This is a genomic window from Halorubrum tebenquichense DSM 14210 (assembly GCF_000337415.1).
Lineage (GTDB): Archaea > Halobacteriota > Halobacteria > Halobacteriales > Haloferacaceae > Halorubrum > Halorubrum tebenquichense.
This window is the reverse complement of sequence record NZ_AOJD01000027.1, coordinates 105,805-130,019: the sequence shown is the minus strand read 5'-3', so window position 1 is coordinate 130,019 and position 24,215 is coordinate 105,805. Positions and strand designations below refer to the sequence as shown.

Sequence of the window (24,215 nt, the reverse complement as noted above, 5' to 3'; positions counted from 1 at the left end):
GGGCTGACTCGGTGGGCGCGCGGCGCGGCAGCGAACGCGACACCGGGGTCGCCCTCGACGGCGAGCGCGATCCGGTCACCGCCGCGCGCGGACCAGCGCCACAGGAGGGATCCACAACATGACACAGTACGTCGGTGCGATAGACCAGGGGACGACCGGCACCCGATTCATGGTGTTCGACCACGAGGGCCAGGTCGTCGCGAACGCCTACGAACAGCACGAACAGATCTACCCGAACCCGGGCTGGGTCGAGCACGACCCGATGGAGATCTGGGAGAACACCCAGGAAGTGGTCCTCGACGGGCTCGCCGACGCGGGACTCGACGCCGACCAGCTCGAAGCGATCGGGATCACCAACCAGCGCGAGACGACGATCGTCTGGGACAAAGACTCCGGCCGCCCCGTCCACAACGCCTTGGTGTGGCAGGACCGCCGGACGACCGACCGCGTCGAGGAGCTTCAGGAGGCCGACAAAGTCGAGGAGATCCGCGAGAAGACCGGCCTCGAGGCCGACGCGTACTTCTCAGCGACAAAGACGGAGTGGATCCTCGACAACGCCGAGCCGCTCAAGATGCAGAGCTCGCGCGGCGGCGACCTCCGCGACCGGGCCCGCGCGGGCGAACTCGTGATGGGCACCATCGACGCGTGGCTCATCTACAACCTGACGGGCAACCACATCACGGACGTCACCAACGCTTCCCGGACGATGCTGTACAACATCCGGGAGATGGAGTGGGACGACGAGCTCTTAGACGAGTTCGACGTGCCGAGGGAGATGGTCCCCGAGGTGCGCCCCTCCTCCGACGAGGAGTACTACGGCCACACGGACGCCGACGGCTTCCTCGGCGAGGAGGTCCCGGTCGCGGGCGCGCTCGGCGATCAGCAGGCCGCCCTGTTCGGGCAGACCTGCTTCGACGAGGGCGACGCGAAGAACACCTACGGCACCGGCTCGTTCTACCTGATGAACACGGGCAACGAGGCCGTCAAGTCCGACCACGGGCTGCTGACGACGGTCGGGTTCCAGATGTCCGGCGAGCCGGTCCAGTACGCGCTGGAGGGCTCCATCTTCATCACCGGGGCCGCCATCGAGTGGCTCGAAGACGTCGACCTGATCAACAACGCGGCCCAGACCGCGGAGCTGGCGCGGTCGGTCGACTCGACCGACGGCGTCTACATGGTCCCGGCGTTCACGGGGCTCGGCGCGCCGCACTGGGACGGCCGCGCCCGCGGGACCATCGTCGGGATGACCCGGGGCACGAGCAAGGAGCACATCGTCCGCGCGACGCTCGAATCAATCGCGTACCAGACCCGCGACATCGCCGAGGCCATGGAGGCCGACTCCGGCGTGGAGACGACGACGCTCCGCGTCGACGGCGGCGCGGTCAAGAACAACTTCCTCTGTCAGCTCCAGTCCGACATCATCCAGACGGACATCGCGCGGCCGGAGGTCGACGAGACCACCGCGCTCGGTAGCGCCTACGCCGCCGGCCTCGCCGTCGGCTACTGGGACAACGTCGACGAGCTCCGCGACAACTGGCAGGTCGACCGCGAGTTCACCCCCGAGAAGGACCAGGCCGAGGTCGACAAGCTGTACAGCCGCTGGGACGACGCCGTCGAGCGGTCGAAAGACTGGGCGGTCGACGAGGAGGACGAGTAGATGAGCGGCCTCCTGCTTCAGGTCCCGGTCATCGGGATGGAGGTCGAGCAGTTCCTGCTGCTCCTGATCACCGCGCTGGCGGGCGGGGCGTTCGGTGCCGCGCTCGGCGCGCTGCCGTCGTTCATCTTCACGGGCTTCGTCGTGTTCCTCGGCGAGGGACTCAACATTCTCCAGAGCCAGGTCGGCCAACTCGACGCGGTGCCCGCCGGCGAGCTCGCCGTCGGGATCACCGGCGTCATCGGCTTCGGGGCGATCACCGGCCCGCATATCGCGTTCGCGGGCGGCGTGGCCGCCTCGGCGTACGCCGGCAAGAAGTACCCCGAGATGAACCCCGCGGACGGCGGGTATCACTTCGGGAAAGACATCACGTACGCGTTCGGGACGAAGCCCGACATCCTCGCGGTCGGTGCGATCTTCGGCGTCATCGGGATGCTGTTCACCCAACTCGCCAACGGGCTCTTCCTCAACGTGCTGGAGATAACGCCGCCGACCGACTTCATCGCGGTGTCCGTGTTCGCGACCGCGTTCCTCGCGCGCCCCGTGTTCGGCTACCCGATCGTCGGGAAGCCGGCGGGCGACGGACTGCTCGACATGTCGCCGTTCGAGCGCGGCGAGGACCACCCGCAGGCCGACGCCGACGGGGAACACGCCGGCCGCCCGGCGACCGAGCCGTGGCTCCCGCACCAGTACGAGTGGTCGGGCGTCACCGTCATCGGACTCGTCGGCGGGATCCTCGGCGGGTACATCTGGCTCCAGACGGGGAGCATCTTCCTCGGGTACGGCATCTCGGCGATGAGCCTGCTGTTCTTGAACCTCGGCGTCGAGAAGATCCCGGTGACCCACCACATCACGCTGCTCGGCGCGACGGGCGCGGTCGTCGTCGCGCCCGTCGCGGGCAGCGTCGTCGCGCTGCTCGCGGCCGGCGCGTTCGGCGCGCTCAGCGGCCTCGTCGGTGAGGTCACCCAGCGGCTGTTCTACTCGCACTCCGGGACCCACGTGGACCCGCCGGCGATGGCGATCGCGATCATGATGCTCGGCGTGGGCGTCCTCGCCATCCTCGGCGTCCTGCCGAACGCCGGGTACCTCTAAGCCCGCGTGCGGGGGCCGACGCCGCGTCGGCTCCGTCGCGTTCGAGGCGCTTCTCACGTGAAACCACCTTCCCGACCAAGCCGCCGGATCAAATGAGACCAGACCGGACACGCGACCGACGCAGCGCCGCGAGCGACAGCCGTCGCCGGGGTGCCGTCTCGAGCGCCACCGACGGCGACCCGCACCGAACCGACTCCGCTCCGTGCCAGTTTTGTTCGGCTATCTCGGAGGGTCAACCGTGAACATCGACGACCGGATCGAGCGACGGCTCGGCTACGACACGGGCCTGAGCGTCCTCGCGGACTTCGAGGCCGTCTCGCCCGTCGCGCACGCCGAGTCTCCGGTCGGCCGCGGGCCGGCGATCGAGCGCCTGCTCGACGTGTTCGCGCCCGCGTTCTCCGGGTCGCTCCCGCCGAGCCTCTACGTGTACGGCCCGAAGGGGAGCGGGAAGTCGGCGGTCGTCTCGGCGCTGTTCGACCGCCTCGCGACCCACAGCGGCCCGCGGCAGGCCATCCAGACGACGACCCGAGCGGTCGAGCCGACCATCCCCGGGTTCGTCTACGTCGACGCCCGGCACGCGTCGACCCGGTTCCGGCTCTACCACGCGATGCTGGCCGCGATGAGCGACGAGCCGGTCCCGGACCACGGGATCGGCACCGAGGAGCTGGCCGAGTCGCTGCGCGACGTGATGCGCACCGGGCCGGACCTCGTCGTCGCCGTCGACCACACCGACGAGGTCGAGACGCCGCCGGCGACGACGCTCATCGACTGGCTCGAGGACGTCGGCGAGCGGCTCGTGCCGGCGTGTATCGGCCGCGACCCGCCGGACGCGATCGACTGGGAGCCGGAGACGACGGTCGAGTTCGGGAAGTACCGCCGGCACGTCCTCGTCGAGCTGTTGACGAGCCGGTGTTCGACCGGTCTCGGCCGCGACGCGCTCTCGCACGACCAGATCCGCGACGTCGTCGAGTGGGCCGCGGGCGACGCTCACGACGCGCTCGCGGCCGTGATGGGCGCGGCGGTCAGCGCGGAGCGGGCGGGCGCGTCGACGGTGCGCTCGGCCGACGTCGACGCCGGGATCGAGGGCGTGCCGCGCCCCTGCGTCGCGCTGGGGCGCGTCCTCGCGCTCCCCGAGAGCCGCCAGCGGCTCCTCTACGAGCTCGCCGGGCTCTCCGAGGAGGAGCGGTCGACTGTCGGCGTGGCCACGGAGACGATCGCCGCGCGCCCGGGCGTCGACCTCTCGGCGTCGACGGTGCGCCGCGTCCTCTACGAGCTCGCCGACGCCGGCCTGCTCGAACGCGTCACCGTCCACCGGAGCGACGGCAAGGGCCGCCCCCCGAGCCGGCTCGTGCCGCTGTTCCCGACCGTCGTCTTCCGGGAGCTGTTCGACCGGCACACTCGGACGGGATAAGGCCGGTCCGGACCGGCGATCCCGACCGGCCCGACCGACGCGCTCGGGGACGCTCGCGGCGGATCGGTCCGCACTTTTATCGAACGGAAGACAGTTGCCGACGAAGCGACGACTCCCGGTATGGTTCCGCCCCTCGCGCTCGACATCGACGGCACGCTGACGACGCCGACCGGTCGGATCGACCCGCGAGTCTTCGAGCTGTTACCCGAGTGGGAGGCCCCGGTCGTGTTCGCCACCGGGAAGGCGTTCCCGTACCCGGTCGCGCTGGCGCACTTCCTCGGCCGCGAGGAGACGGTGATCGCGGAGAACGGCGGCGTCGCGTACGTCGGCGGCGAGACGACGACGGTCGGCGACCCGGACGCGGCGCGGGCCGTCGTCGAGGCGTTCCGCGAGCGCGGCGGCGAGGTCGGCTGGGGCGACGGCGACACGGTGAACCGCTGGCGCGAGACGGAGGTCGCGGTGTCGCCCGACGCCGACGAGGCGCTCTTACGCGAGGTCGCGGCGGCGGCGGGCGGCGACGTGGAGGTCGTCGACACCGGCTACGCCTATCACGTCAAGTCGGTCGGCGTGAGCAAAGGTCGGGCGCTCGAAGCCGTCGCCGAGGCCCTCGGCCTCGACCCCGCCGCCTTCGTCGCGGTCGGCGACAGCGAGAACGACGTCTCGACGTTCGGCGTCGCCGGCGAGTCGTACGCGGTCGCCAACGCGGACGACGCGGCCCGCGAGGCGGCCGAGACGGTCCTCGACGAGGGGTTCATGGGCGGGACGGTCTCCGTCCTCACGGAACTGCGAGAGCGCGGCGAGTAACTTCGTCGCCGGGCCCGCTCACTCCCCGTCGTACGGATACCGCGCCGTCGAGCCGCACTCCAGGCACCGGACGACCACGCGGCCGGACCGCGTCCGCACGCGGCTCGTCCTCCCGGGTCGGAGGTAGACCGCGCAGTCGTCGCAGGCGCGCCTGGAGAGTTCAGACGGCACGCCGCAGCGGTTCCGCTCGGCGATCCGACGCGCGCGGGCGACGTACCGGCGGGCGCGGTCGTACTCGTCGTCGACGACCGCCTCGCGGGCGAGCGCGAACAGCCGCTCGATCCGCTCCGCCGGGATTCCCATGTGACGTGGGCCGAGGCCCGCCGCAAAAGACGTTGCTATCCGCGGTCCGTCGCGCGCCGCTCCCGTCCGCTTCTGCGACCGCGACCCGCACGCTTTTTTATCGGTCCGATCCAATCGAACGGTATGAAGGAATCCCTGATGGACGTGATCTGCTGCCCGCTCGACAAGGCGGCCCTCGACCTCGACGTCGACGACGAGGACGACGACGAGGTCCTCGCCGGCACGCTCACCTGTACCGAGTGCGGCGAGACCTATCCGATCGAAGACGGGATCCCGAACCTCCTCCCGCCGGACATGCGCGAGGAGGCGGCGGCGTAGCGTCCGGTTCGGGCGGTCGCCGCCGGGACATCCCCGGTCGAGACGCCGGCGGCGAACCCCTCGCCCGTGTGAATCTTTTTCTAATACGGGGTCGTGGTCTCCACCGTGCCGACACTCGACGTCGAACTGAACGGGGAGGCGGTCCACGACATCGACGCGCCGGACGCGTTCGCGACGGACGGGCCGTTTCCGGTCGTGCTCGACAACGCCGGGCGCTCGACGCACGTCCACCTCCACTTCGACGACGAACTCGACCGGGTGACCGCGGTCGACGAGGTCAACCACTTCGTCGCCGACGAGGGGACCCGCCACGTTCACGTCTCGATCGCCGACGTCGACGAGCCGGTCCGCGGGAAACTGAAGATCGTCACCGGCTACGGATCGAACACGCGCTACGTCGACGTCAGGATCGAACCGTCGGACGAAACTCCCGACGAGCCCGTCGCCGTCGACGAGACCCTCTCCGCGCCCCCGGACCGCAGCCCGGATCCCCCGCCTGCGCAGCGCGCCGTGAACGCGCTCGACCGCCTCGTCCGGCGCGGCGGCGTCGCCGGCGCGGCTCTCGGATTCCTCGCGGTCGCCGCGGGCGTCGCGCTCGCGCTCGCCGTCGACAGCGTGATCGTCTGGCTCGCGGTGGGGCTGGCGCTGATGGTGGCGTTCGGCGCGGCGCTGCTCGCGGTGGCGTGAGCCGGTCTCCTCGCCGCCGCGCTCCGCGATCGTCGGCGCGGATCCGGGCGCTTTTAACCGTCCCGGCGGAACGAGACGCCATGAGCTTCGAGAAGGAAGACGAGGTCGTGCTCCACGACAAACACAGCGAGTACGACGGCGAGTCGGGCACGATCACGCAGGTGATGGAGACGATGTTCGGCGACGCGACGTACACGGTCAGCTTCGAAGACGGCCAGGAGACGGGCGTCCCCGAGGACGCGCTCGACGCCGTCGAGAGCGAGGAGTAACGCCGCCCCACTCGTTTTCGCATGCCGAAAGTCCCCTTCCACTACGTCGACCTCCGCGCGTTCTCGTACGCCACCGAGGACGTGAAACGCGTCGAGCAGGCGCTGTACACTCTCCTCCCGGAGGACGTCGAACTCGAGCGCAACGAGAACGTGGGCCATCACGGGGACCGGATCGTCGTGCTCTCGGCGCGGGTCGAGCGGGCCGACGAGATGCGACACGTGCTCGACCGCCTCTCCGAGCTGGAGGACCTCGACCGCGTCCTCGGCGAGCTCGACGAGCGGGTCGACGACAACTGCGCGCTCTTCCTCCGCCTCGACAAGCAGGCGGCGTTCCGCGGGGACGTCCGGCTCGGCCCCGGGCTCACCGTGCGCACGAAGGTCGAGGCGTACCCGGCGAAAAAGGAGAAGGCCGTCGCGAACGCCCGCGAGACGCTCTCGCGGCTGGCCGACGGCGACGACGACTGACCGCCGACGGCGGCGCGCTCGGACCGCACCCGCGGCGTGACTTTTTCACTCGGCCCGCCGATGTCCGGCTATGACCGATCCGTTCGTGGTCGTCGGTGCCGACGCGGCGGGGTTGAGCGCGGCAAGCAAGTTCCGCCGCGAGGCTCCAGACCGCGAGGTCGTCGTCTTCGAGAAGGGGCGGTGGATCTCGTACGCCTACTGCGGGATGCCCTACTTCGTCGCCGGCTACGTCGACCGCATGTCGGATCTCCTGTCGCTGTCGCCGAGCGAGGTCGACGAGCGGGGGATCGACCTCCGACGCGGGAGCGAGGTCGTCGCCGTCGACCCCGACGCGAAGCGCGTCACCGTCGAGACCGCCGCGGGCGACCGCTACGAGCAGGCGTACGACGACCTGCTCGTCGCCACCGGCGCGCGGGCGACGACCGGCCCCTTCGACGTGCGCGGCGTCGACGGCGCGTTCACCCTCCACGACATGGACGCGGCGGCCGCCATCGACGCGTACGTGGCCGAGCCCGACGCGTACGACCCCGACCGCGCGGACGTGAGCGCGGTCGACCGCGAGCGCGTCGACCGCAACGCGGCGATGCCCGCGCCGGAGACCGCGGCGGTCGTGGGCGGCGGGTACGTCGGCGTCGAGGTCGCGGAGGCGCTCGCGGAGCGCGGCCTCGACGTTCACGTCTTCCATCGCTCCGGGCACCTCCTCTCCCCGTTCGGTGAGGCGGTCGGGACCCGCGTCGAGGCGGCGCTCGAAGCGGAGGGCGTCGCCGTCCACACCGACGCGCCGGTCGAGTCGCTCGTCGGCGACGACCGGATCGAGGCGATCGAGATCGCCGGATCGACCGACGCGGCGGTCGGCGGCGAGACGGTTCCGGTCGACATGGCGGTCGTCGGCGTCGGCATCCGGCCGAACACGGACCTCCTCGACGGGACCGGCGTCGACCTCGGCGCGGGCGGGGCGGTCCGGGTCGACGACCGCGGCCGGACGAACCTCCCGGACGTGTACGCGGCGGGCGACTGCGCGACCGCGCGCCACGCGGTGACCGGCGAACCCGACTGGACCCCGCTCGGACTCACCGCGAACCGCGCCGGCCGCGCCATCGGCGCGACGGTCGCGGGCGACCCGACGCCCGTCGGCGACATCGCCGGCACCGCGGCGGTGAAGGCGTTCGACACGGAGGCCGCCCGCGTCGGCCTGCTCGACCCGGAGGCGGCGGCGGAGGCCGGGTTCGATCCGGTCAGCGAGACGGTGACCGCCGGGTCGCGCTCCGGCTACTACCCCGGCGCGGCCGAGACCGACGTGACGCTCGTCGCCGACCGCGACACGGGGCGGCTGCTGGGCGGAAGCATCGTCGGGACCGACCGGGCGGCGATCCGGATCGACACGCTGGCGACCGCGATCGAGGCGGACATGACCGTCGCCGAGGTCGAGCGGTTGGACCTCGCGTACGCGCCGCCGTTCAGCCCGGTGTGGGATCCGATACTCGTCGCCGCGAAGGTGCTGAACGGAGCGCTCGACGACTGAGGGAGGGGGCGTCCGCCGCGGTCGGGTCAGTCGGCCGACCGACCGACCGCGTAGCCGACCACCGCGGCCGCGACGCCGATCGCGAGCGCGGCGGCGACCGCGACGCCGAGCGGTTCGGCGACCGCGAGGAGAGAGGGGCCGTCGGCCTCGAGCGGCGAGGCGTACGGCGTCGGTCCCGCCGCCCGGAGCAGCGTGCCCGCCAGGGGACCGTAGGCGAGCAGCACCGTCGGGAGGACGCCGCCGCCGGTCGCGGCGAACCCGAGCGCGCCGAGCGCCGTCACCGCGGCGAGGACGCCGGCGGTCGCCGGCGCGCCGACGCCCGCCGCGGCGGTCGCGTCGAAGGCGACGTACGACAGGGCGAACCCGACCGCGCTCCACACCGTCGCGCACTCGAAGCCGGTCTCGCCGAGGAGGATCCGCCGCAAGGATGCGGATCCGGGCCCGCCCGTGCCGTCCGTCGCCTCGCCGCTCGCCGTCTCACCGCCCGCCGCCTCGCCGCTCGCCGTCTCGCCGCCCGTCATTCCGGCCGAGTCGCGCCCCGACCCTCGCGGTCGGGGGTGAGGTTGCCGTGTTCGTCGATCTCGCCCGCGACGATCCGCGTCGAGGAGATTCGCTCCCCGTCCTCGGCCGCGACGTGGTCGACGATCACCAGTTCGAGGGGGTCGTGGCCGCGTTCGGCGCGGATCTCGTTGATCCGCTCGCCGCCGTCCCGCGTCTCGGGGGAGACGACGAGCGCGTCGAACTCCGGCTCGACCGCGATGCCGGTCGGCTCGGTCAGCTTCCGGATCTCGTACTCGCGGCCGTTCTCCTCGGCCCGCGGGGCCAACTCCGCCTCTAGGTCGCGCTCACGCTGCTCGTAGGGCCGGACGTACCGCTCGACGTGTCGGGTGTCCGGCGCGAGGTCGTCGGCGGTGAGTCCGACGGTGACGTCACCCAGCTCGAACGCCCGTTCGAACAGCTTGCGGTGGCCGTCGTGAACGGGGTCGAACGTACCACCCAGCGCGACGTTCATGTCTCCCCGTTGCGGGGGTCGAACTTAAAACGTCCCGAACTGCCGCCGGGGCGACGCGAGACCGAGCCGCGAGCCGGCTCAGGCCTCGCGGTCGTCGTCCGCGTCGCCGTCCCCCTCGTCGCTTCCGTCGTCGTCCGCGTCACCCTCGTCCGCGTCGTCTCCGTCCTCGCGGGCGTCGTCGTCGCTTTCCCCGCCTTCGTCTCCGTCGCCGTCAACGGAGATCTGGACCGGCTCGGCGTCGCCGTCGGGCGACTCGCCGCCGAGCCGCCGGTCGAGGTTGAAGACGGCGTTCAGCTCCGCCTGAACGTCGCCGACGACGCCGCGGACGAGGTCGCTCGGCGCGATGGCCTCGTACTCGTAGGGGTTGTTGCCCGCGCCCTCGGCCTTCCGCTTGCCGCGCTCGACGGTGCCCTCGTCGTGGAGTTCTGCGAGCGCCTCGCGGACGGTGCTGGGGTAGAGTCCGGTGCCGTCGGCGACCTCGTCGCTCGTGCTCTTCGGGTTGTCCCGCAGGTAGACGTAGATGCGCGCTCGGGTCTCCGTGTCGAGGACCCACGCGAGCAGGTCGACGACGTTGTCGTCGAACCCCTTCACCGCCCTGTCGGCCCCCTCGCCGAGGCGTTCCCTGGTCTTTCGTAGCTCCTCGCGCGTCCGTTCCGTCGGCGACTCCTCGGCGTCGTCCGTCGAATCGATGGGCGAATCGTCCGTGGTCATGGCGGAAGGTGGGGCCACTCGGCCAAAAGGGTTTCTCGTCGCTTTCGTTCCGACGAAACACGCCGCCGTCAGGGCCGAACTAGGAGGTCCGCACACAGCGCGTCGACGCCCGACGCCTCCCGGATCCGGCGCTGGCGCGCGGCCCCGCTCTCCGACTCGTACACTTCGCGGATCCCGTCGATTCCGAGGCGGTCGCACTCCGCGTCGACGACCTCACCGAGCGGGGTGGTCCCCTCCCCGTCGCGGTCGACGAACGAGGCGTCGTGGCCGCGGCGGATCGCGCGCCACTTGTTCTCGTCGAGGAGTTCGCGGCGCAGCGCCGGCGGCGACTCGCCGTCCTCGTACCGCTCCGCGTAGTCGACGACGAGGGCGCGGACGTACTCGACTAAGGCGAGGGTCACCTCGGGGTCGCGCTGCGCGTCGGGCGCGCGCACCTCCACGGTGCCGTGGCCGGTGTGCGGGCGCACGTCGAACCACAGTTCGCCGCGGTCAGCGATCGAGTCCGTCTCGACCATCCGGCGCTCGTACCGCTGGAACGCGTCGAAGTCGTCGAAAGACGACGGAATTCCGGTGTTCGGGAGGTTCTCGAACACCTTCGCGCGGGCCGAGGCCAGCCCCGTGTCGAACCCGTTCCAGAACGGGGAGTTCGCCGATAAGGCGAGCAGAATCGGACAGTGCCACCGGAGGCGGTTCGCGACCCACACCGCCTTGTCCGCGTCGTCGACGCCGACGTGAACGTGGAGGCCCGCGGTCGTGTTCCGGTGTTGCGGGTACTGAATTCGGTCCAACTGGGCCTGATACCGAGGCTTCTGAACGTGGTCGAGTTCGCGCCACTTCGCGGCCGGGTGGAGGCCCGCGGCCGCGATCCGATACCCGTCGGCCGCGGCGTGGTCGACGAGCGCCTCGCGGACGGTCGCGAGCGCGTCCTCGGCGTTCGCCGGGTCCTCGATCAGTTCCGTCTGCGCCTCGATGGTACACTCGAACAGCTCGTGGTCGAACCCCTCCGGCACCGCCGCGGGCGGGTCGCGGCCGTAGACGAGGTCGTCGGTCCCGGAGGTCGGGCGGCCCTCGGCATCGACGATGTAGAACTCCTCCTCGATGCCGAGCGTCCCCATCCGGGTGAACGCCTCTCGCGAGCCCAGTTCCATTACCGCCCCGTACCAGTCGCGCGGTCTTATAAGGCTTGGAAGGCGGAAGCGTGGTCGGCGAGCGAATATTTCTCACGGTGGCGCGTGCCTGTGAGCGCCCGGCAGGACGCGAGACAGCGAGGGGCCTCCGGTCCCTCTGGCAGCCGGCGCTACGCGCCGGCGACAGCACGCGCGAGGGAGTCGACCGGTCGGAGCGAAGCGAGACCGGTCGACGAGGCTGGGGAGGCGTGAGGTGCGGTGCTGGGCGGTGTGGGGCGGGACTCGAAGGGGCAGCCGCGAGGCGGTCGCAGGCGTTCACGAAAGCCGAGCTCTCGTGAGCCAATCAGAACGCGGAGCGTTCTGACGACGACGGTAGGACCGCAGGAGGGAGCGAAGCGACCGAGCGAGGACCGCCCCGAGCGTGCGCCCGCCTCGCGGCTGGGGCTTCGGCGGTCGTCCCGTTGACGGCGACTGCGTCGTAGCGAGCGGCTGGGCGTTCGAAGTGGCGAATTCGAGTTCGCAGCTACCGAGCCACGAAGCGACCGACAATCCGACACACCTCTCCACAAGGAATTTGTCACGTTGAGCGTAGCTACGCAGTATGAATCGACGCCGGTTCGCCGCCGCCCTCCTCACCGCCGGCACGGTCCCGCTGGCCGGCTGTGCTGGCGACGGCGAGTGGAACCCGACGGTTGACGGTGACACGCCGACCATCCCACTCGGCGAGGAAGCGACCGTCACCGTCTCCGCGACCGACATCGGCGGCTTCAACTTTCGACCGCCGCCGGACGGAATCACCATCGGGACGGCCGCCTCGGAACGGAGCGTGTCCCCGCCGCCGGACTCCGGAGAAGACTCTTACCCGCCCCGGTGGTTCTGGTCGCGACGCACCGACGTGACCGTCGGAGTACCCATCGCCGTCGCAGAGACTGCGGACCCCGGCGAGTACCAGTACTGAGTCGTGGTGTTCCCGAACGATGCCTCCGACCGGGAGGTCCGCGAATCGTTCGATATTACGGTTACTGACGGCTGAAGCGGCGTTTTCGCTCGACCGCAGAAAATGGATCACCGAAAGCCGCGAACCGATCGGAAAACGAGTCGGCGGCGCGCCGTCACGCGCCCGATTCCCCGACACCCGACCCCACGTCCCGTTCAGCCGAGGACGTAGCGGAGCCGGGGGAACTTCTCGACGAGCGCCTGCCCGCCGACCTCGATCCGCTCGATGTAGGCGTCCAGACCGAGGACGCGGCCCGCACCGAACGCGGCGACCGTGAGGAACACGACCGCGTAGACGAGCGTCGAGTCGAACAGCGCGAGCGCCTCGCCGCTCCACCCGCCGAGGTAGAACAGCATCATCTGCATCGCGCCGCCGAGCGCGGCCAGCCGGACGAACGCGCCGGCGATCAGCGCGACGCCGATGAGCAGCTGCGTGACCGGGACCACGACGTTGACGATCTCCATCAGCGCCGCGTTCGACGCCATCGCAGCGTACAGCCCGCTGACCGGGCTCGCGGGGTCGATGTTCGCGAGGTAGCCCGCCGCGTCGAACGGCCACTCGGAGACCTTCCCGAGGCCGGCGAACAGGATCATCCCGCCGATCGTCGCCCGGAGCAGGACGATGAACAGCGCCGACAGCGAGTGCGCCTTCCCCAACAGCGTGACGCCGCCGAACTCCCCGCCGAACTCGTTTGTGGTTTTGGTGGACATAGTGTCTCTCCTCACTTACGGATACGCCGGTTCAGTATATAAACCGAGAACCGGGTTCCCCCTCCGCGAGACGGATTCGCCCGGTTCCCACCATCCGAGGGGCCTTTAAATACCACTCCCCGAACGCTATCGGTCTCCTTTCGCCTACCACGCCTCGCCGCTCGCTAAGTCCACGTCGCCGTCGCCCTTCTCCGAGGGGCACAGGTCGGCGAGGACGCAGTCCGCGCAGTCGGGGTTGATCGCGGTGCACGTCGCGCGGCCGTGGTCGATCATGAGGTGCGTGAACTGCTGCCAGTCGCTCTCGGGGACGATATCCAGCAGGTCCCGTTCGATCGCCTCCGGCCGCTCCTCCTCGGTGATTCCCAGTCGACGCGTGAGCCGCTGGACGTGCGTGTCGACGACGATGCCCTCGACGACGTCGTGGCCGTGCTGGAGGACGACGTTGGCGGTCTTGCGGCCCACGCCCGCAAGGTCCGTCAGCTCGGACATCGTGTCGGGCACCTCGCCGTCGTGTTCCTCCGCGATGTCCGCGCACGCCGAGCGGATGTACTTCGCCTTGTTGTTGTAGTAGGTGATCGAGTTGATCGCCTCCGCCAGCTCCTCTTGAGGCGCGTTCGCGTAGTCTTCGGGCGTCTCGTACGTCTCGAACAGGTCGGCGCACACCTCGTTCACGCGCTCGTCGGTACACTGCGCCGAGAGGATCACGGCGATCAGCAGCTCCAGCCGGTTCGAGTAGTTGAGCGAGATGGTCGAGTCGGGGTACTCCTCGTAGAGCCGGTCGAGCACCTCGGCGACCTGCTCTTCGCGCGTGTCGAGCGGCGTTCCCATACGAACACCTCCGTCCGGGCGACATTGAACGATCCGACTGCGCGCGTCCGCTCCCCGGACCGAAAGCCCCGCGTCCGCTCCCCGCAACCGGAAGTCGGACGTTCCCGTCCGAGTAGTAAGACAGTTACCACGCGCCGCGCTGGTGGGCGTATGGACGTACTCGACGTCGCGGCGCGCGCGACCGACACCGGCCCGGTGTGCGACGCCTGCCTCGGCCGACTCGTCGCGGACCGGAGCTTCGGGCTGTCGAACGCCGAGCGCGGCTCGGCGCTCCGCGTGTCGCTCGCGCTGCGCGACGACGAGGACCACGAGCCGGTCGAAACGGCGGACTGCTGGGTGTGCGAGGGCCGTTGTACCGAGTTCGACGAGTGGGCCGACCGCGCCGCCGAGGCGGTCGAGGGCGTCGAGTTCGCCACGTACAACGTCGGCACGCGGCCGCCGCCGCTGATCGAGGAGAACGAGGCCCTGCTGCGCGCCGACGCCGGCCTCGACGAGGACGCGGGCGAGCCGTTCAAGTCGGAGTTCAACCGCGAGGTCGGCAAGCGGGTCGGCCGGCTCACCGACGCCGCGGTCTCGTTCGACCGTCCGGACGTCCAGTTCACGATCGACCTCGCGGAAGACGAGATCGACGCGAAGGTGAACTCGACGTTCGTCTACGGCCGGTACCGGAAACTGGAGCGCGACATCCCGCAGACGGAGTGGCCCTGCCGGGAGTGTAAGGGGTCCGGGCGGCAGGGCGCGGACCCCTGCGACCACTGCGGCGGCTCCGGCTACCTCTACGACGACAGCGTCGAGGAGTACACCGCGCCGGTCGTCGAGGACGTGATGGACGGGACGGAGGCGACGTTCCACGGCGCGGGCCGCGAGGACGTCGACGCGCTCATGCTCGGCACCGGGCGACCGTTCGTGATCGAGATCGAGGAGCCGCGCCGGCGGCGGGTCGACACCGACCGCCTCCAGGCCGACATCAACGCGTTCGCCGACGGCGCGGTCGAGGTCGAGGGCCTCCGGCTCGCGACCTACGACATGGTCGAGCGCGTGAAGGAACACGACGCCGGCAAGCGCTACCGCGCGCAGGTGAGCTTCGACGCCGACGTCGACCCGGACGCCCTCGCCGACGCGGTCGCCGAACTGGAGGGGGCGACCGTCGAGCAGTACACGCCGAACCGAGTCGACCACCGGCGCGCGAGCATGACGCGCGAGCGCGACGTGTACGAGGCGACCGCCGAACCGGACGACGGCGACCCCCGCCGTGCCACCGTCGAGATCCGCGGGGAGGGCGGCCTCTACATCAAGGAGCTGATATCGAGCGACGAGGGCCGGACGGAGCCGAGCCTCGCCGGCCTGCTCGGCGTCGGTGCCGAGGTGACCGCGCTCGACGTCCTGACGGTGGAGGGCGAGGACGAACCGTTCGAGCGCGAGGAGTTCTTCCGGGAGTGACGTCCGAACCCCTCGGCCCCGGGCCGCAGGGGCCGAGCGCTCCCTCCGAGCGAGCGCGGAACCAACGGGATTTATCTGACGAGCGTCGGACGTTCTGATATGAACGGGAGCGACGCCGACGGCGGGAGCACCCGGAAGGGCGGAACCCCGAACGGCGGTGCTCGCGGCGGATCGAGCGAGTCGACGGCGAGCGGTGGGTCCGCTGTCGCCGACGACTCGCCCGCGGTCGGCGACTCCGTGATCGGACCCGCGGTCGACGACGCGAGCGACGTCGCCGCCGCGGCCGACGTGACGCTGAACGGCGCGGAGCGGGCGGAGCGGCCCGACCGCGTCTCCTCGGTCCTCGTCGCCGTCGGTCCCGGGCCACACTCCGGCGCGACAGTCGACGTCGCGAGGGAGATCGCGGCCGCGACGGGCGCGTGGCTCGAACTGTTCCACGTCGTCCCCTCCGACGCGGCGCTCGCCGACGCCGGCCCCGGCGACGACGCGACCGGAACCGCCGTTGGCCCGGACGACGCGCGGGACACCGACTACGCCGCGGCCGGCGAGCGGCTCCTCGACGCGGCCGAGTCGCGCCTCGGCGGCTTCGACCGCGCCGACCGGTGGCTCGTCGAGGACCGGACCGCGGCGGGCGCGGTCGTCGAGCAGTCGCCCTACTACGACCTGGTCGTCGTCGGCGCGCCCACGACCGGGACGGTCGGCCGGTTCGTCTTCGGCTCCACGACCGACACGGTCGTCGGCGACGCCGAGGTCCCGGTCGTCGTCGTCGAGGCCGACGGCTCGACCGCGCTCGACGCTGAGTAACGGCGCGACGGCGCTCTCCCGACGGTTCGCGCGTCCGGTTCCCAGTTAAATCGATCTCGCTCCTACCCCGCCCCCCGCTCCGTGCCATCTGTTCTCGCGTCGACGACAGCGTTAAATTGGTGTACATACTTGTACATCACAACGCGGAATACTACATCGGTGGACACAATGAATCTCAACGACACGGTCGAGCGCGTGACGGACGGGGCGGATCTGACTGTCGAGGAGGCGCGCGAGGCCGCGCGGCTCGTCTTCGAGGACGCCACGGAGGCGCAGATCGGCGCGCTGCTCGCCGCCCTCCGCACGAAGGGCGAGACCGAGGCGGAGATCGCCGGCTTCGCGCAGGGGATGCGCGACGCCGCCCGGACGATCGAGCCGGACCGGGAGCCGCTCGTCGACACCTGCGGCACCGGCGGCGACGACTACGACACGATCAACGTGTCGACGACCGCCGCGATCGTCGCGGCGGGCGCGGGCGTGCCGATCGCCAAACACGGCAACTACTCGGTCTCTTCTTCCTCCGGGAGCGCCGACGTGCTGGAGGTCGCGGGGGCCGACGTCGAGGCCGAGCCCCCGGCCGTCGAGGCGGCGATCGAGTCGGACGGGATCGGCTTCATGCTCGCGCCCGTGTTCCACCCGGCGATGAAGGCCGTCATCGGCCCGCGGAAGGAACTGGGGATGCGGACGATATTCAACGTCCTCGGGCCGCTCACCAACCCCGCCGGGGCCGACGCGCAGGTGCTCGGCGTGTACGACCCGGACCTCGTGCCGGTCATCGCGCGGTCGCTCGCGCACATGCCGGTCGAGCGCGCGCTGGTCGTCCACGGCGCGGGGATGGACGAGATCGGGATCCACGACGACACGGTCGCAGCCGAGGTCGACGGCGAGGAGGTGACGGAGTTCACGATCACGCCGGCGGACCTCGGACTCGACCGCGCGCCGATCGAGGCGGTCGCGGGCGGGACCCCCGAGGAGAACGCCGACGACCTGCGCGGGATCGTCGACGGCTCGGTCACGGGAGCGAAGCGGGACCTGATCCTCGCGAACGCCGGCGCGGCGATCTACGTCGCCGGCGCGGCCGAGTCGCTCGCGGCGGGCGTCGAGCGCGCCGCCGAGGCGATCGACACCGGCGCGGCCGCCGAGAAGTTCGCGGCGCTGTGCGGCGACGGCGAACCGGTCGATGGGGGGCCCGGCGTGACCGCGGAGGACGGCGACTGATGGCGCGGGTGAAGATCTGCGGGATCACCAACGGGGCCGACCTCCGCGCCGCGGTCGAGGCCGGCGCGGACGCGGTCGGCGTCATCGCCGAGACCCCGGTCGACTCGCCGCGCGAGGTCGACCCGGCGAAAGCCGCGGAGCTGCTCGCCGACGTCCCGGCGTTCGTCACGGCGACGCTGGTGACGATGCCCGAGTCGGCCGAGCGCGCGGTCGAACTCGCCCGGACGACCGCGCCGGACGCGATCCAGCTCCACGGCGAGTGGACCGTCGACGAACTGCGGTACGTCCGCGCCGAGACGGAGCGCAAGGTCCTGCTCACGGTCGACGCCGACGACCCGGCCCGCGCGGAGGAGTTCGACGGCGCGGTGGACGCGCTGGTGGTCGACTCCACCGACGACTCCGGCGCGGGCGGCACGGGCGAGACGCACGACTGGCGCGCGACCGGCGAGCTGGCCGCCCGACTCACCACGCCCGTCGTGCTGGCCGGCGGCCTCACGGCCGACAACGTCGCCGAGGCGGTGCGCGTCGCCGACCCGTTCGCGGTCGACGTCGCCTCGGGCGTCGAGATCGAGGGCGGGCGGAAGGACCACAACGCGGTGGCCCGCTTCGTCGCCAACGCGGGCCGGGAGATGGAACTGGCATGACCGACGGCACGGCGTCGGACGACCGCGTCGCGTCCGCCCACCACCTCCTCGACCGCTCGAAGGCCGAGTTCGTCGACCTCGCCGCGGACGCCGACAGGCCGGTCGTGGTCCGCGCGTCCGCCTCGCTCGACGCCGACGTGACGCCGCTCGCGGCGTACGCGACCCTCGTCGGCGACGGGCCGTACGGGTTCCTCCTCGAGTCCGGCGAGAAGGTCGCCTCCAGCGATCCCGACGGCGCGTTCACCTCGGGGGGGAAGGCGGACAGACACGCCCGCTACTCGTTCGTCGGCTACGACCCGGAGGCGATCGTCTCCGTCCACCCGGACCGCACGGAGGTGACGGAACTCGGCCCGGCCGCCGAGTTCGTCGGCGACCCGGACGCCGGCGGCGGAGCGACGCAAGCGCCGGGTCTCGGTCCCGACGCCGGCGACGCGGTCGACCGGATCCGGGCCGCGTTCCCGGACGTGAGCCTGCGCGGGTTCCCCGACACCGACCGGCAGATCCTCTCGGGCGGCTTCGTCGGGTTCCTCGCGTACGAGGCCGTCTACGACCTCTGGCTGGAGGAGGTCGGCGTCGAGCGCCCCGAGACCGAGTTCCCGGACGCCGAGTTCGCTCTGACCACCCGCACCGTCGTCTTCGATGAGAAGGAGGACAGCGCCGAGCTCGTGTTCACCCCGGTGATCGGCGTCGACGACGACCCGGCGGCGGTGTACGACGACCTGGTCGACGAGGCCGAGCGCGTCGCGACCGAACTGCGCGAGGCCGCGCCCCCGGACCCGGACGGCGTCCGGGTGCGCGAGGAGACCGCGGACCCCCGCGCGGAGTACGAGGAGGCCGTCCGGACCGCGAAGCGGCACGTCCTCGACGGCGACATCTACCAGGGCGTGATCTCGCGGAGCCGCGAACTGCGCGGCGAGGCGGACTCGCTCGGGCTGTACGCGGCGCTCCGCGACGTGAACCCCTCGCCGTACATGTACGTCCTGCGCCACGACGACCGGACCGTCGTCGGTGCCAGCCCGGAGACCCTCGTGTCGGTGAAAGGCGATCGGATCGTCTCGAACCCCATCGCGGGGACCTGTCCGCGCGGGACCAGCCCCGTCGAGGACCGCCGGCTCGCGGGCGAGATGCTCGCCGACGGGAAGGAGCGCGCCGAGCACACCATGCTCGTCGACCTCGCGCGAAACGACGTGCGGCGCGTCTCCGAGCCGGGATCGGTCCGCGTCGAGGAGTTCATGAACGTCTTAAAATACAGCCACGTTCAGCACATCGAGTCGACCGTCACGGGGACGCTCGCGGGCGACGCCGACGCGTTCGACGCGACGCGCGCGACGTTCCCCGCGGGGACGCTCACCGGCGCGCCGAAGGTGCGGGCGATGGAGATCATCGACGACCTCGAAACGACGCCGAGGGAGGCGTACGGCGGCGGCGTCGGCTACTACGCGTGGACCGGCGACGCCGACTTCGCGATCGTGATCCGGACCGCGACGCTCGACGAGTCCCCGGCGGACGCGAGCGGTCCGGACGAGACCGCCGTCAGCGTCCGCGCCGGGGCGGGCCTCGTCGCCGACTCCGACCCGGCCGCCGAGTACGAGGAGACCGAACAGAAGATGGACGGCGTGTTGACCGCGATCGACCGGATCCGTGAGGACGCTGGTGGCGAAGACGCTGGCGGCGATACCGAAAGCGGAGAGGGGCCGCTCGCCACCGGCCCGGAGGGCGAGCGATGAAGGTCGTCGTCGTCGACAACTTCGACTCGTTCACCTACAACCTCGTTGAGTACGTCTCCGACCAGCGGATCGACGGCGAGCCGGTCGCCGTCGAGGTGTTCAAGAACACCGCGTCGCTCGACGCGATCGAAGGGGCCGACCCTGACGCGGTGATCGTCAGCCCGGGACCGGGCCACCCGAAGAACGACCGCGACGTGGGCGTGACGATGCCGGTGCTGCGCGACCTCTCGCCGCGGCTCCCGACGCTCGGCGTCTGCCTCGGGCTGGAGGCCGCGGTCCACGAGTACGGCGGGACCGTCGGCCACGCCCCAGAGCCGGTCCACGGGAAGGCGTTCGGCGTCGACCACGACGGCGAGGGCGTGTTCCGCGGGTTAGATCAGGGGTTCCGCGCCGGGCGCTATCACTCGCTGGCGGCGACCGAGGTCCCCGACGCGTTCGCGGTCTCGGCCACGACCGACCACGACGGCGAGTCGATCGTGATGGGGATCCGCCACCGCGAGCACCCGATCGAGGCGGTCCAGTTCCACCCGGAGAGCGTGCTGACCGGCTCCGGTCACGACCTCATCCGGAACTTCCTCACCGGGGTCTGAAGGGCGGACGCGTCAGGCGTCGTCCGCTTCCGCCTTCCCCTCTCCAGCCTTCTCTCCCTCAGGTTCCACTTCTTCTTCGCCGCGTTCGTCGACTCCGCGCCCGGCGAGGCCGACGAGGTGGCCGACCTCGGGCAGGATCACCTCGTCGACGCCGAGCCGGACCGCGTTTTCCGAGCCGGGGAGGCAGAACACCGGCGTCGTGGTGACGATCCCGGCGGTCGCGCGCGACCCGATCGTTCGCGTCCCGACCTCGTCGTACGAGAGCCGGCGGAACAGCTCGCCGAACCCGGGGAGCGGCTTCGCGAACAGCCCGCGGACCGCCTCCGGCGTCACGTCGTCGGGCGTGACGCCCGTGCCGCCGGTGGTGACCACCGCGTCCGTGTCCTTGCGTCGGGCCAGCCTGTCGACCGTCCCCTGTACGCTGTCGTAGTCGTCCGGTATCAGCTCCCGGACGGCGACTTCGTGGCCCGCCTCCTTGAAGGCGGCCGCGACGTAGTCGCCAGCCGGGTCCTCGTCCGCGCTCCGCGACGACGACACGGTGACGACCGCGACCGCGACGGAGTCGACGTCGTGGTGGTGGTGATCGTGACCCTCGCCGTGGTCGTGGCCGTCGCCGTGGTCGTGGCCGTCGTGGTCGTTCCCCTGCCCGTCGTCGCCGTGGTCGTGCTGCTCGCCGCGGTCAGTCATGACTCCGCGTTCGTCGCCCTCCGCAAAACACCTCCCGGTCGCCGGCGCGGCGTCCGGGCCGCGAACTCCCCGTGCGACAGCGTCGCCGCCGTTCAGGGCCAGTCGTCGCGATTCTGCTCCTCGGTCGTCTCGTCCGCGGGCTCCCCGGTCGCGAGCGTCCAGCCGGCCGCCTCGGCGGCGTCCTCGACGTGGAGGAACTCCCAGCCGGTCGCCTCGGCGACGGCCTCGTCCTCGTCGTCGACCCCGACGAAGACGTGCCGGTCGGTGTCGAACTGCCCGCTGATGTTCTCCAAGCTCTCCTCGACGCCGCGCGGCCCCGAGAAGAAGTCCTGTCGCACGCGGTGTTTCCGTGTGAAGTTCGTGACGACGTAGGTTGGCTTCTCGCTGACGACGCCGACGTACTCGGTCCACTGTCGGGCGTTGCTGAACACCGAGTTGGGGTCCGCGAGCGCCTTCAGCGCTTCCAACTCGAACGCCAGCGTCATGTCGGTGGATCCGCCGCTGTCCATGGAACCGCTTACTCCCCACCGGCGAAAACAACTTCGTTTCCGGGGAGGTCACGCGTCGAGCGAAACGCCCGACCTCACCGCGACCGGATCTGGTAGTAGTCGGTGAACTTCACCACGTCGCCGTCGTCGAGATCTCCGATCTCCGGTGCCGTCCACGGCTTGCCTGCCAGTTCTCGGACCACGCCCTGCTCGTCGTCATCCAGTTCGTCGTAGTGTCGAACGCACGCGTCGGACGGAACCCGGCCGGTGCGGCGGAGCCGTACTCGTCGCCCGGTGTCTCTAAGTGACATACGATACCATATAACATGGTTAATCATAAACGTTACGCGGCGAGCAACGGCACCGCCGCTCGTCTCGCGTTCGGAACCGCGGTGACTGGCGTTTCAGACGTCAGCCCGGGCGAAAGTGAGCGTGACGACGGTGCCGCGCGGGTCCGCGCTCTCGACCGCCGCCGAGCCGCCGGACTGTTCGATGACCCAGTAGACGAGCCACAGCCCGAGACCGCTGCCGTGGTACAGCGCGTCGATCGCCGTCCCGTCGACGAGCACGTCTCGGTTCATCCCGGTCAATCCCGGGCCGTCGTCGGCGACGCGGAGTTCGACCGAGTCGGCGCTCACCTCCACTGACACCTCGACCGTGGGCCGGTCCCGGTCGCTGTGGAGGACCGCGTTCCGGACCAACTCGTCCACCGCCCGCGAGAGCCACGTCGTCGCCGATGCCCTCGCGACGCCGTCGTCCGGCCCGGACGCCTCTATCGTCGCGTCCGGGAACTCTTCGGCCGCGGTGGCGACGATCTGCCGGGCCACTCGTCCGACGTCGACCTGCTCGGTCTCCGGCGCATCGCTCAGTATCTCGGTGATGTGATGTGCCTTCTCGCTCGTCTCCAGCAGGTCGTCGGCTCGCGAGACGATGTACTCGGCGGCAGCGGGGTCGGCGTCTCCCGCCACGATCTGCTCCGCCCGTCCCCGGACGACAGTCAGGGCGTTCCGGAGGTTGTGCTGGAGCACGCGGTCGACGACCCGAAGCTGGCGCGCGCGGTGTTCGCTGTCGGTGATGTCTCGGAGCACGCCGACGACGCCGGCGGGGCTCTCTTCGCCGAGACTCTCGAGCGGATAGTACCGCACGTCGAACGTCCGGTTCCCTTGGGTCGGGTGCGTCCGAGTCGTCCGATACTCGACCGCCTCGCCCCGGAGCGCGCGTTCGACCTCTCGCTCGACCCGCTCGTAGCTCCCCTCGGGGACGACGTCAGCGAGGGTGAGGTCGGTCACGTCGCGGCCCTCGATCCCGTGGTACGCGCGGTACTGCGGATTCGCGAACAGGAGCCGGCCGTTCCGGTCGACCGCAGCGATGAGGTCGGTCGCGCCGTTGATCGCGCGCTCGTACCGTTCGAGGTCGCGTTCGTGCTCCTTGCGGTCGGTGATGTTCCGACAGATTGCGAAGGTGCCGGCGAGGTCGCCGTCGGCGTCGTAGTAGGGGTACCGCTGCGTGCTGAACGTCGCCTCGCGACCGCTCTCCGGGAACGTCGGCGTGATCTCGTATTCGGCCATCTCCTCGGTGTCGAGCACCGCCCGCCGCCGCTCGTCGATCGCCGCCGCCGCCTCCGAGCCCATGAACGCGAACTCGTCGGTGCCGTACAGCGCCTCGCGGTCGACGCCGGCGAAATCGCTCACCGCCTCGTTCAACAGTTCGAACTCGCCGTCGCGGTTCTGGAGGAGGACGGGGTCGTCGAGCCGCTCGACGATGTCGCGGTACTGTTTCAGCCGTCCCATTGCGGCCTTCCGCTCGGTGATGTCCGTCTGGATGGCCACGAACCGCGAGACCTCGCCGTCCTCGTCGACGACGGGGGCGATGGTCTGATGGGCGTGGTACAGCTCGCCGTCGTCCCGCCGGTCGACGATGTCCTCCTCCCACACCTCGCCGTCCAGCAGCGTCGACCACAGCGCGTCGAAGTACTCGTCGGGCATCTCGCCGGAGTTGAGGATCGCCGGCGTCTCGCCCAGCGCCTCGTCGGCGTCGTAGCCGGTGTGGTCGGTGAACGCCGGATTGACGTACTCGATCGTCCCGTCGACGCCGGTGACGTAGATGGCGTGGCCGGCGTGCTCGACGAGGTTCCGGAACGTTTCGGTCACCGCTCCGCCGACCTCCTCCACGCCGTCTCGGAAGACGCCCGTGTAGACCGCGCCCGGACCGTCCGCCGTCGCCTCGGAACCGTCCTCACATCCGTGATCCGCGACTTCGTCGCCGGGCGCGTGCTCGTGAAACCGTACTGAGAAGGTAACGGTGTGGCCGTCCGCGTGCCTCACCGGGACCGAGAGGGTTCCGTGGCCGTCCAGCCCTTCGGCCTGCGAGAGTCGCTCTCGGACCGACTGTGTCCGTTTGTCCGGTGCCTCGGACGCGACGAGGGAGACGAGGGCGCGGCCGCGGAGGTCGGTCGGATCGTAGCCGAGAACCGCATCGGTGGCGGGATTCGCGTACACGATCGTTCCCTCGCGGTCGAGGGAGACGACCGGGTCGGAACACTCCTCCACGAAGGAGGCGAAGAAGTCGTCTGGAGGGTGTGTCGATCCCCGACTCATACACGCGCCCTAACGCACACAGCGTAAAAAGCGGCCTGCCCCGTCGCCCGGTGGTCGACGCGACCGAGGCGATCCCGCCGCGGGCCGGGCCGCGGGCACCGATCCCGAAC

General features: G+C 70.9%; 27 protein-coding genes. 16 read left to right on the top strand and 11 right to left on the bottom strand.

Going from position 1 to position 24,215, the window contains the following annotated elements:
• Positions 1 to 118 precede the first annotated feature (118 nt).
• The 4 genes from glpK (at position 119) to C472_RS04220 (ending at position 4,961) form a co-directional block, all read left to right on the top strand.
• Positions 119 to 1,657 (top strand): glycerol kinase GlpK, encoded by a 1,539-nt coding sequence (glpK, locus tag C472_RS04235; RefSeq protein ID WP_006628562.1) that lies wholly within the window; start codon positions 119 to 121, stop codon positions 1,655 to 1,657.
• Positions 1,658 to 2,746 carry a hypothetical protein gene (locus tag C472_RS04230; RefSeq protein ID WP_006628561.1) on the top strand — a complete coding sequence of 363 codons (1,089 nt, stop codon included), beginning with the start codon at positions 1,658 to 1,660 and terminating at the stop codon, positions 2,744 to 2,746.
• Between the two features lie 238 nt (positions 2,747 to 2,984).
• A complete protein-coding gene (locus C472_RS04225; RefSeq protein ID WP_006628560.1) occupies positions 2,985 to 4,157 on the top strand; it encodes a Cdc6/Cdc18 family protein in 1,173 nt (390 codons plus the stop codon).
• A gap of 120 nt (positions 4,158 to 4,277) precedes the next feature.
• A complete protein-coding gene (locus C472_RS04220) occupies positions 4,278 to 4,961 on the top strand; it encodes an HAD-IIB family hydrolase (protein WP_006628559.1) in 684 nt (227 codons plus the stop codon).
• Positions 4,962 to 4,979: 18 nt separating this feature from the next.
• Here C472_RS04220 and C472_RS04215 read toward each other — a convergent pair whose 3' ends face one another.
• Positions 4,980 to 5,264 carry a ribonuclease P protein component 4 gene (locus C472_RS04215; RefSeq protein ID WP_006628558.1) on the bottom strand — a complete coding sequence of 95 codons (285 nt, stop codon included), beginning with the start codon at positions 5,262 to 5,264 and terminating at the stop codon, positions 4,980 to 4,982.
• A 123-nt stretch (positions 5,265 to 5,387) separates the two neighbouring features.
• On the opposite strand from C472_RS04215, the gene C472_RS04210 reads away from it, so the two are divergent.
• The 5 genes from C472_RS04210 (at position 5,388) to C472_RS04190 (ending at position 8,525) form a co-directional block, all read left to right on the top strand.
• Positions 5,388 to 5,582, top strand: coding sequence for a methytransferase partner Trm112 (locus C472_RS04210; protein ID WP_008586250.1), 195 nt, complete (start codon positions 5,388 to 5,390; stop codon positions 5,580 to 5,582).
• A gap of 105 nt (positions 5,583 to 5,687) precedes the next feature.
• The gene (locus C472_RS04205) at positions 5,688 to 6,269 is read left to right on the top strand and encodes a DUF7524 family protein (protein ID WP_193788340.1); all 582 of its coding nucleotides are present in this window, start codon (positions 5,688 to 5,690) and stop codon (positions 6,267 to 6,269) included.
• 80 nt (positions 6,270 to 6,349) lie between these two features.
• Entirely contained in the window at positions 6,350 to 6,538 is a 189-nt protein-coding gene (locus tag C472_RS04200; RefSeq protein ID WP_006113388.1) for a hypothetical protein, read from the top strand.
• 21 nt (positions 6,539 to 6,559) lie between these two features.
• Positions 6,560 to 7,003, top strand: a complete 444-nt coding sequence (locus C472_RS04195; protein WP_006628555.1) for an RNA-binding protein — start codon at positions 6,560 to 6,562, stop codon at positions 7,001 to 7,003.
• A gap of 70 nt (positions 7,004 to 7,073) precedes the next feature.
• On the top strand, positions 7,074 to 8,525 hold the full coding sequence (locus C472_RS04190) for an FAD-dependent oxidoreductase (RefSeq protein ID WP_006628554.1): 1,452 nt from the start codon (positions 7,074 to 7,076) through the stop codon (positions 8,523 to 8,525).
• A 26-nt stretch (positions 8,526 to 8,551) separates the two neighbouring features.
• Here the strand turns inward: C472_RS04190 and C472_RS04185 are convergent, their stop codons facing one another.
• The 4 genes from C472_RS04185 to C472_RS04170 all read right to left on the bottom strand — a co-directional run bounded on the left by C472_RS04185 (position 8,552) and on the right by C472_RS04170 (position 11,396).
• Positions 8,552 to 9,046: a hypothetical protein gene (locus C472_RS04185; RefSeq protein WP_006628553.1), complete on the bottom strand. Its 495-nt coding sequence runs from the start codon at positions 9,044 to 9,046 to the stop codon at positions 8,552 to 8,554.
• A complete protein-coding gene (locus C472_RS04180) occupies positions 9,043 to 9,537 on the bottom strand; it encodes a phosphopantetheine adenylyltransferase (protein ID WP_006628552.1) in 495 nt (164 codons plus the stop codon). The genes C472_RS04185 and C472_RS04180 overlap by 4 nt, the downstream gene beginning before the upstream one ends.
• Before the next feature lie 78 nt (positions 9,538 to 9,615).
• Positions 9,616 to 10,248 carry a winged helix-turn-helix domain-containing protein gene (locus tag C472_RS04175; protein WP_006628551.1) on the bottom strand — a complete coding sequence of 211 codons (633 nt, stop codon included), beginning with the start codon at positions 10,246 to 10,248 and terminating at the stop codon, positions 9,616 to 9,618.
• 68 nt (positions 10,249 to 10,316) lie between these two features.
• Positions 10,317 to 11,396 (bottom strand): glutamate--cysteine ligase, encoded by a 1,080-nt coding sequence (locus tag C472_RS04170; RefSeq protein WP_006628550.1) that lies wholly within the window; start codon positions 11,394 to 11,396, stop codon positions 10,317 to 10,319.
• A 580-nt stretch (positions 11,397 to 11,976) separates the two neighbouring features.
• On the opposite strand from C472_RS04170, the gene C472_RS04165 reads away from it, so the two are divergent.
• Positions 11,977 to 12,333, top strand: coding sequence for a hypothetical protein (locus C472_RS04165; protein WP_006628549.1), 357 nt, complete (start codon positions 11,977 to 11,979; stop codon positions 12,331 to 12,333).
• Positions 12,334 to 12,527: 194 nt separating this feature from the next.
• Here C472_RS04165 and C472_RS04160 read toward each other — a convergent pair whose 3' ends face one another.
• Both C472_RS04160 and nth read right to left on the bottom strand, forming a co-directional pair.
• Positions 12,528 to 13,082, bottom strand: a complete 555-nt coding sequence (locus tag C472_RS04160; RefSeq protein ID WP_006628548.1) for a DoxX family protein — start codon at positions 13,080 to 13,082, stop codon at positions 12,528 to 12,530.
• 144 nt (positions 13,083 to 13,226) lie between these two features.
• On the bottom strand, positions 13,227 to 13,910 hold the full coding sequence (gene nth / locus C472_RS04155; protein ID WP_006628547.1) for an endonuclease III: 684 nt from the start codon (positions 13,908 to 13,910) through the stop codon (positions 13,227 to 13,229).
• Positions 13,911 to 14,060: 150 nt separating this feature from the next.
• On the opposite strand from nth, the gene C472_RS04150 reads away from it, so the two are divergent.
• From C472_RS04150 to trpG, 6 genes are all read left to right on the top strand, one after another.
• Entirely contained in the window at positions 14,061 to 15,350 is a 1,290-nt protein-coding gene (locus C472_RS04150) for a tRNA pseudouridine(54/55) synthase Pus10 (protein WP_006628546.1), read from the top strand.
• Between the two features lie 99 nt (positions 15,351 to 15,449).
• Positions 15,450 to 16,154, top strand: coding sequence for a universal stress protein (locus C472_RS04145; protein WP_006628545.1), 705 nt, complete (start codon positions 15,450 to 15,452; stop codon positions 16,152 to 16,154).
• A gap of 168 nt (positions 16,155 to 16,322) precedes the next feature.
• The gene (trpD, locus tag C472_RS04140) at positions 16,323 to 17,372 is read left to right on the top strand and encodes an anthranilate phosphoribosyltransferase (RefSeq protein WP_006628544.1); all 1,050 of its coding nucleotides are present in this window, start codon (positions 16,323 to 16,325) and stop codon (positions 17,370 to 17,372) included.
• The gene (locus C472_RS04135) at positions 17,372 to 18,016 is read left to right on the top strand and encodes a phosphoribosylanthranilate isomerase (protein WP_006628543.1); all 645 of its coding nucleotides are present in this window, start codon (positions 17,372 to 17,374) and stop codon (positions 18,014 to 18,016) included. Before trpD ends, C472_RS04135 begins: the two co-directional genes overlap by 1 nt.
• Entirely contained in the window at positions 18,013 to 19,743 is a 1,731-nt protein-coding gene (trpE, locus tag C472_RS04130) for an anthranilate synthase component I (protein WP_006628542.1), read from the top strand. The genes C472_RS04135 and trpE overlap by 4 nt, the downstream gene beginning before the upstream one ends.
• Positions 19,740 to 20,333, top strand: a complete 594-nt coding sequence (trpG, locus tag C472_RS04125; protein WP_006628541.1) for an anthranilate synthase component II — start codon at positions 19,740 to 19,742, stop codon at positions 20,331 to 20,333. The genes trpE and trpG overlap by 4 nt, the downstream gene beginning before the upstream one ends.
• 12 nt (positions 20,334 to 20,345) lie before the next feature.
• Here trpG and C472_RS04120 read toward each other — a convergent pair whose 3' ends face one another.
• The 4 genes from C472_RS04120 to C472_RS04105 all read right to left on the bottom strand — a co-directional run bounded on the left by C472_RS04120 (position 20,346) and on the right by C472_RS04105 (position 24,105).
• Positions 20,346 to 21,020 (bottom strand): MogA/MoaB family molybdenum cofactor biosynthesis protein, encoded by a 675-nt coding sequence (locus tag C472_RS04120; protein ID WP_006628540.1) that lies wholly within the window; start codon positions 21,018 to 21,020, stop codon positions 20,346 to 20,348.
• Positions 21,021 to 21,112: 92 nt separating this feature from the next.
• Positions 21,113 to 21,529: a DUF7124 domain-containing protein gene (locus tag C472_RS04115; protein WP_006628539.1), complete on the bottom strand. Its 417-nt coding sequence runs from the start codon at positions 21,527 to 21,529 to the stop codon at positions 21,113 to 21,115.
• Between the two features lie 74 nt (positions 21,530 to 21,603).
• Positions 21,604 to 21,819, bottom strand: a complete 216-nt coding sequence (locus C472_RS04110) for a hypothetical protein (RefSeq protein WP_049906298.1) — start codon at positions 21,817 to 21,819, stop codon at positions 21,604 to 21,606.
• A gap of 93 nt (positions 21,820 to 21,912) precedes the next feature.
• Positions 21,913 to 24,105: a PAS domain S-box protein gene (locus tag C472_RS04105; protein ID WP_049906297.1), complete on the bottom strand. Its 2,193-nt coding sequence runs from the start codon at positions 24,103 to 24,105 to the stop codon at positions 21,913 to 21,915.
• Between the last annotated feature and the right edge of the window lie 110 nt (positions 24,106 to 24,215).

Excerpts from the sequence above, each read along its gene's own strand:
- C472_RS04195 (WP_006628555.1), top strand. The coding sequence starts at position 6,560 with ATGCCGAAAGTCCCCTTCCACTACGTCGACCTCCGCGCGTTCTCGTAC.
- C472_RS04230 (WP_006628561.1), top strand. The coding sequence starts at position 1,658 with ATGAGCGGCCTCCTGCTTCAGGTCCCGGTCATCGGGATGGAGGTCGAG.
- C472_RS04220 (WP_006628559.1), top strand. The coding sequence starts at position 4,278 with ATGGTTCCGCCCCTCGCGCTCGACATCGACGGCACGCTGACGACGCCG.
- C472_RS04185 (WP_006628553.1), bottom strand. The coding sequence starts at position 9,046 with ATGACGGGCGGCGAGACGGCGAGCGGCGAGGCGGCGGGCGGTGAGACG.
- C472_RS04165 (WP_006628549.1), top strand. The coding sequence starts at position 11,977 with ATGAATCGACGCCGGTTCGCCGCCGCCCTCCTCACCGCCGGCACGGTC.
- C472_RS04180 (WP_006628552.1), bottom strand. The coding sequence starts at position 9,537 with ATGAACGTCGCGCTGGGTGGTACGTTCGACCCCGTTCACGACGGCCAC.
- trpG (WP_006628541.1), top strand. The coding sequence starts at position 19,740 with ATGAAGGTCGTCGTCGTCGACAACTTCGACTCGTTCACCTACAACCTC.
- C472_RS04215 (WP_006628558.1), bottom strand. The coding sequence starts at position 5,264 with ATGGGAATCCCGGCGGAGCGGATCGAGCGGCTGTTCGCGCTCGCCCGC.
- nth (WP_006628547.1), bottom strand. The coding sequence starts at position 13,910 with ATGGGAACGCCGCTCGACACGCGCGAAGAGCAGGTCGCCGAGGTGCTC.
- C472_RS04190 (WP_006628554.1), top strand. The coding sequence starts at position 7,074 with ATGACCGATCCGTTCGTGGTCGTCGGTGCCGACGCGGCGGGGTTGAGC.
- C472_RS04115 (WP_006628539.1), bottom strand. The coding sequence starts at position 21,529 with ATGGACAGCGGCGGATCCACCGACATGACGCTGGCGTTCGAGTTGGAA.
- trpD (WP_006628544.1), top strand. The coding sequence starts at position 16,323 with ATGAATCTCAACGACACGGTCGAGCGCGTGACGGACGGGGCGGATCTG.
- trpE (WP_006628542.1), top strand. The coding sequence starts at position 18,013 with ATGACCGACGGCACGGCGTCGGACGACCGCGTCGCGTCCGCCCACCAC.
- C472_RS04175 (WP_006628551.1), bottom strand. The coding sequence starts at position 10,248 with ATGACCACGGACGATTCGCCCATCGATTCGACGGACGACGCCGAGGAG.
- C472_RS04145 (WP_006628545.1), top strand. The coding sequence starts at position 15,450 with ATGAACGGGAGCGACGCCGACGGCGGGAGCACCCGGAAGGGCGGAACC.
- C472_RS04105 (WP_049906297.1), bottom strand. The coding sequence starts at position 24,105 with ATGAGTCGGGGATCGACACACCCTCCAGACGACTTCTTCGCCTCCTTC.
- C472_RS04170 (WP_006628550.1), bottom strand. The coding sequence starts at position 11,396 with ATGGAACTGGGCTCGCGAGAGGCGTTCACCCGGATGGGGACGCTCGGC.
- C472_RS04120 (WP_006628540.1), bottom strand. The coding sequence starts at position 21,020 with ATGACTGACCGCGGCGAGCAGCACGACCACGGCGACGACGGGCAGGGG.
- C472_RS04160 (WP_006628548.1), bottom strand. The coding sequence starts at position 13,082 with ATGTCCACCAAAACCACAAACGAGTTCGGCGGGGAGTTCGGCGGCGTC.
- C472_RS04210 (WP_008586250.1), top strand. The coding sequence starts at position 5,388 with ATGAAGGAATCCCTGATGGACGTGATCTGCTGCCCGCTCGACAAGGCG.
- C472_RS04135 (WP_006628543.1), top strand. The coding sequence starts at position 17,372 with ATGGCGCGGGTGAAGATCTGCGGGATCACCAACGGGGCCGACCTCCGC.
- C472_RS04200 (WP_006113388.1), top strand. The coding sequence starts at position 6,350 with ATGAGCTTCGAGAAGGAAGACGAGGTCGTGCTCCACGACAAACACAGC.
- glpK (WP_006628562.1), top strand. The coding sequence starts at position 119 with ATGACACAGTACGTCGGTGCGATAGACCAGGGGACGACCGGCACCCGA.
- C472_RS04150 (WP_006628546.1), top strand. The coding sequence starts at position 14,061 with ATGGACGTACTCGACGTCGCGGCGCGCGCGACCGACACCGGCCCGGTG.
- C472_RS04110 (WP_049906298.1), bottom strand. The coding sequence starts at position 21,819 with ATGTCACTTAGAGACACCGGGCGACGAGTACGGCTCCGCCGCACCGGC.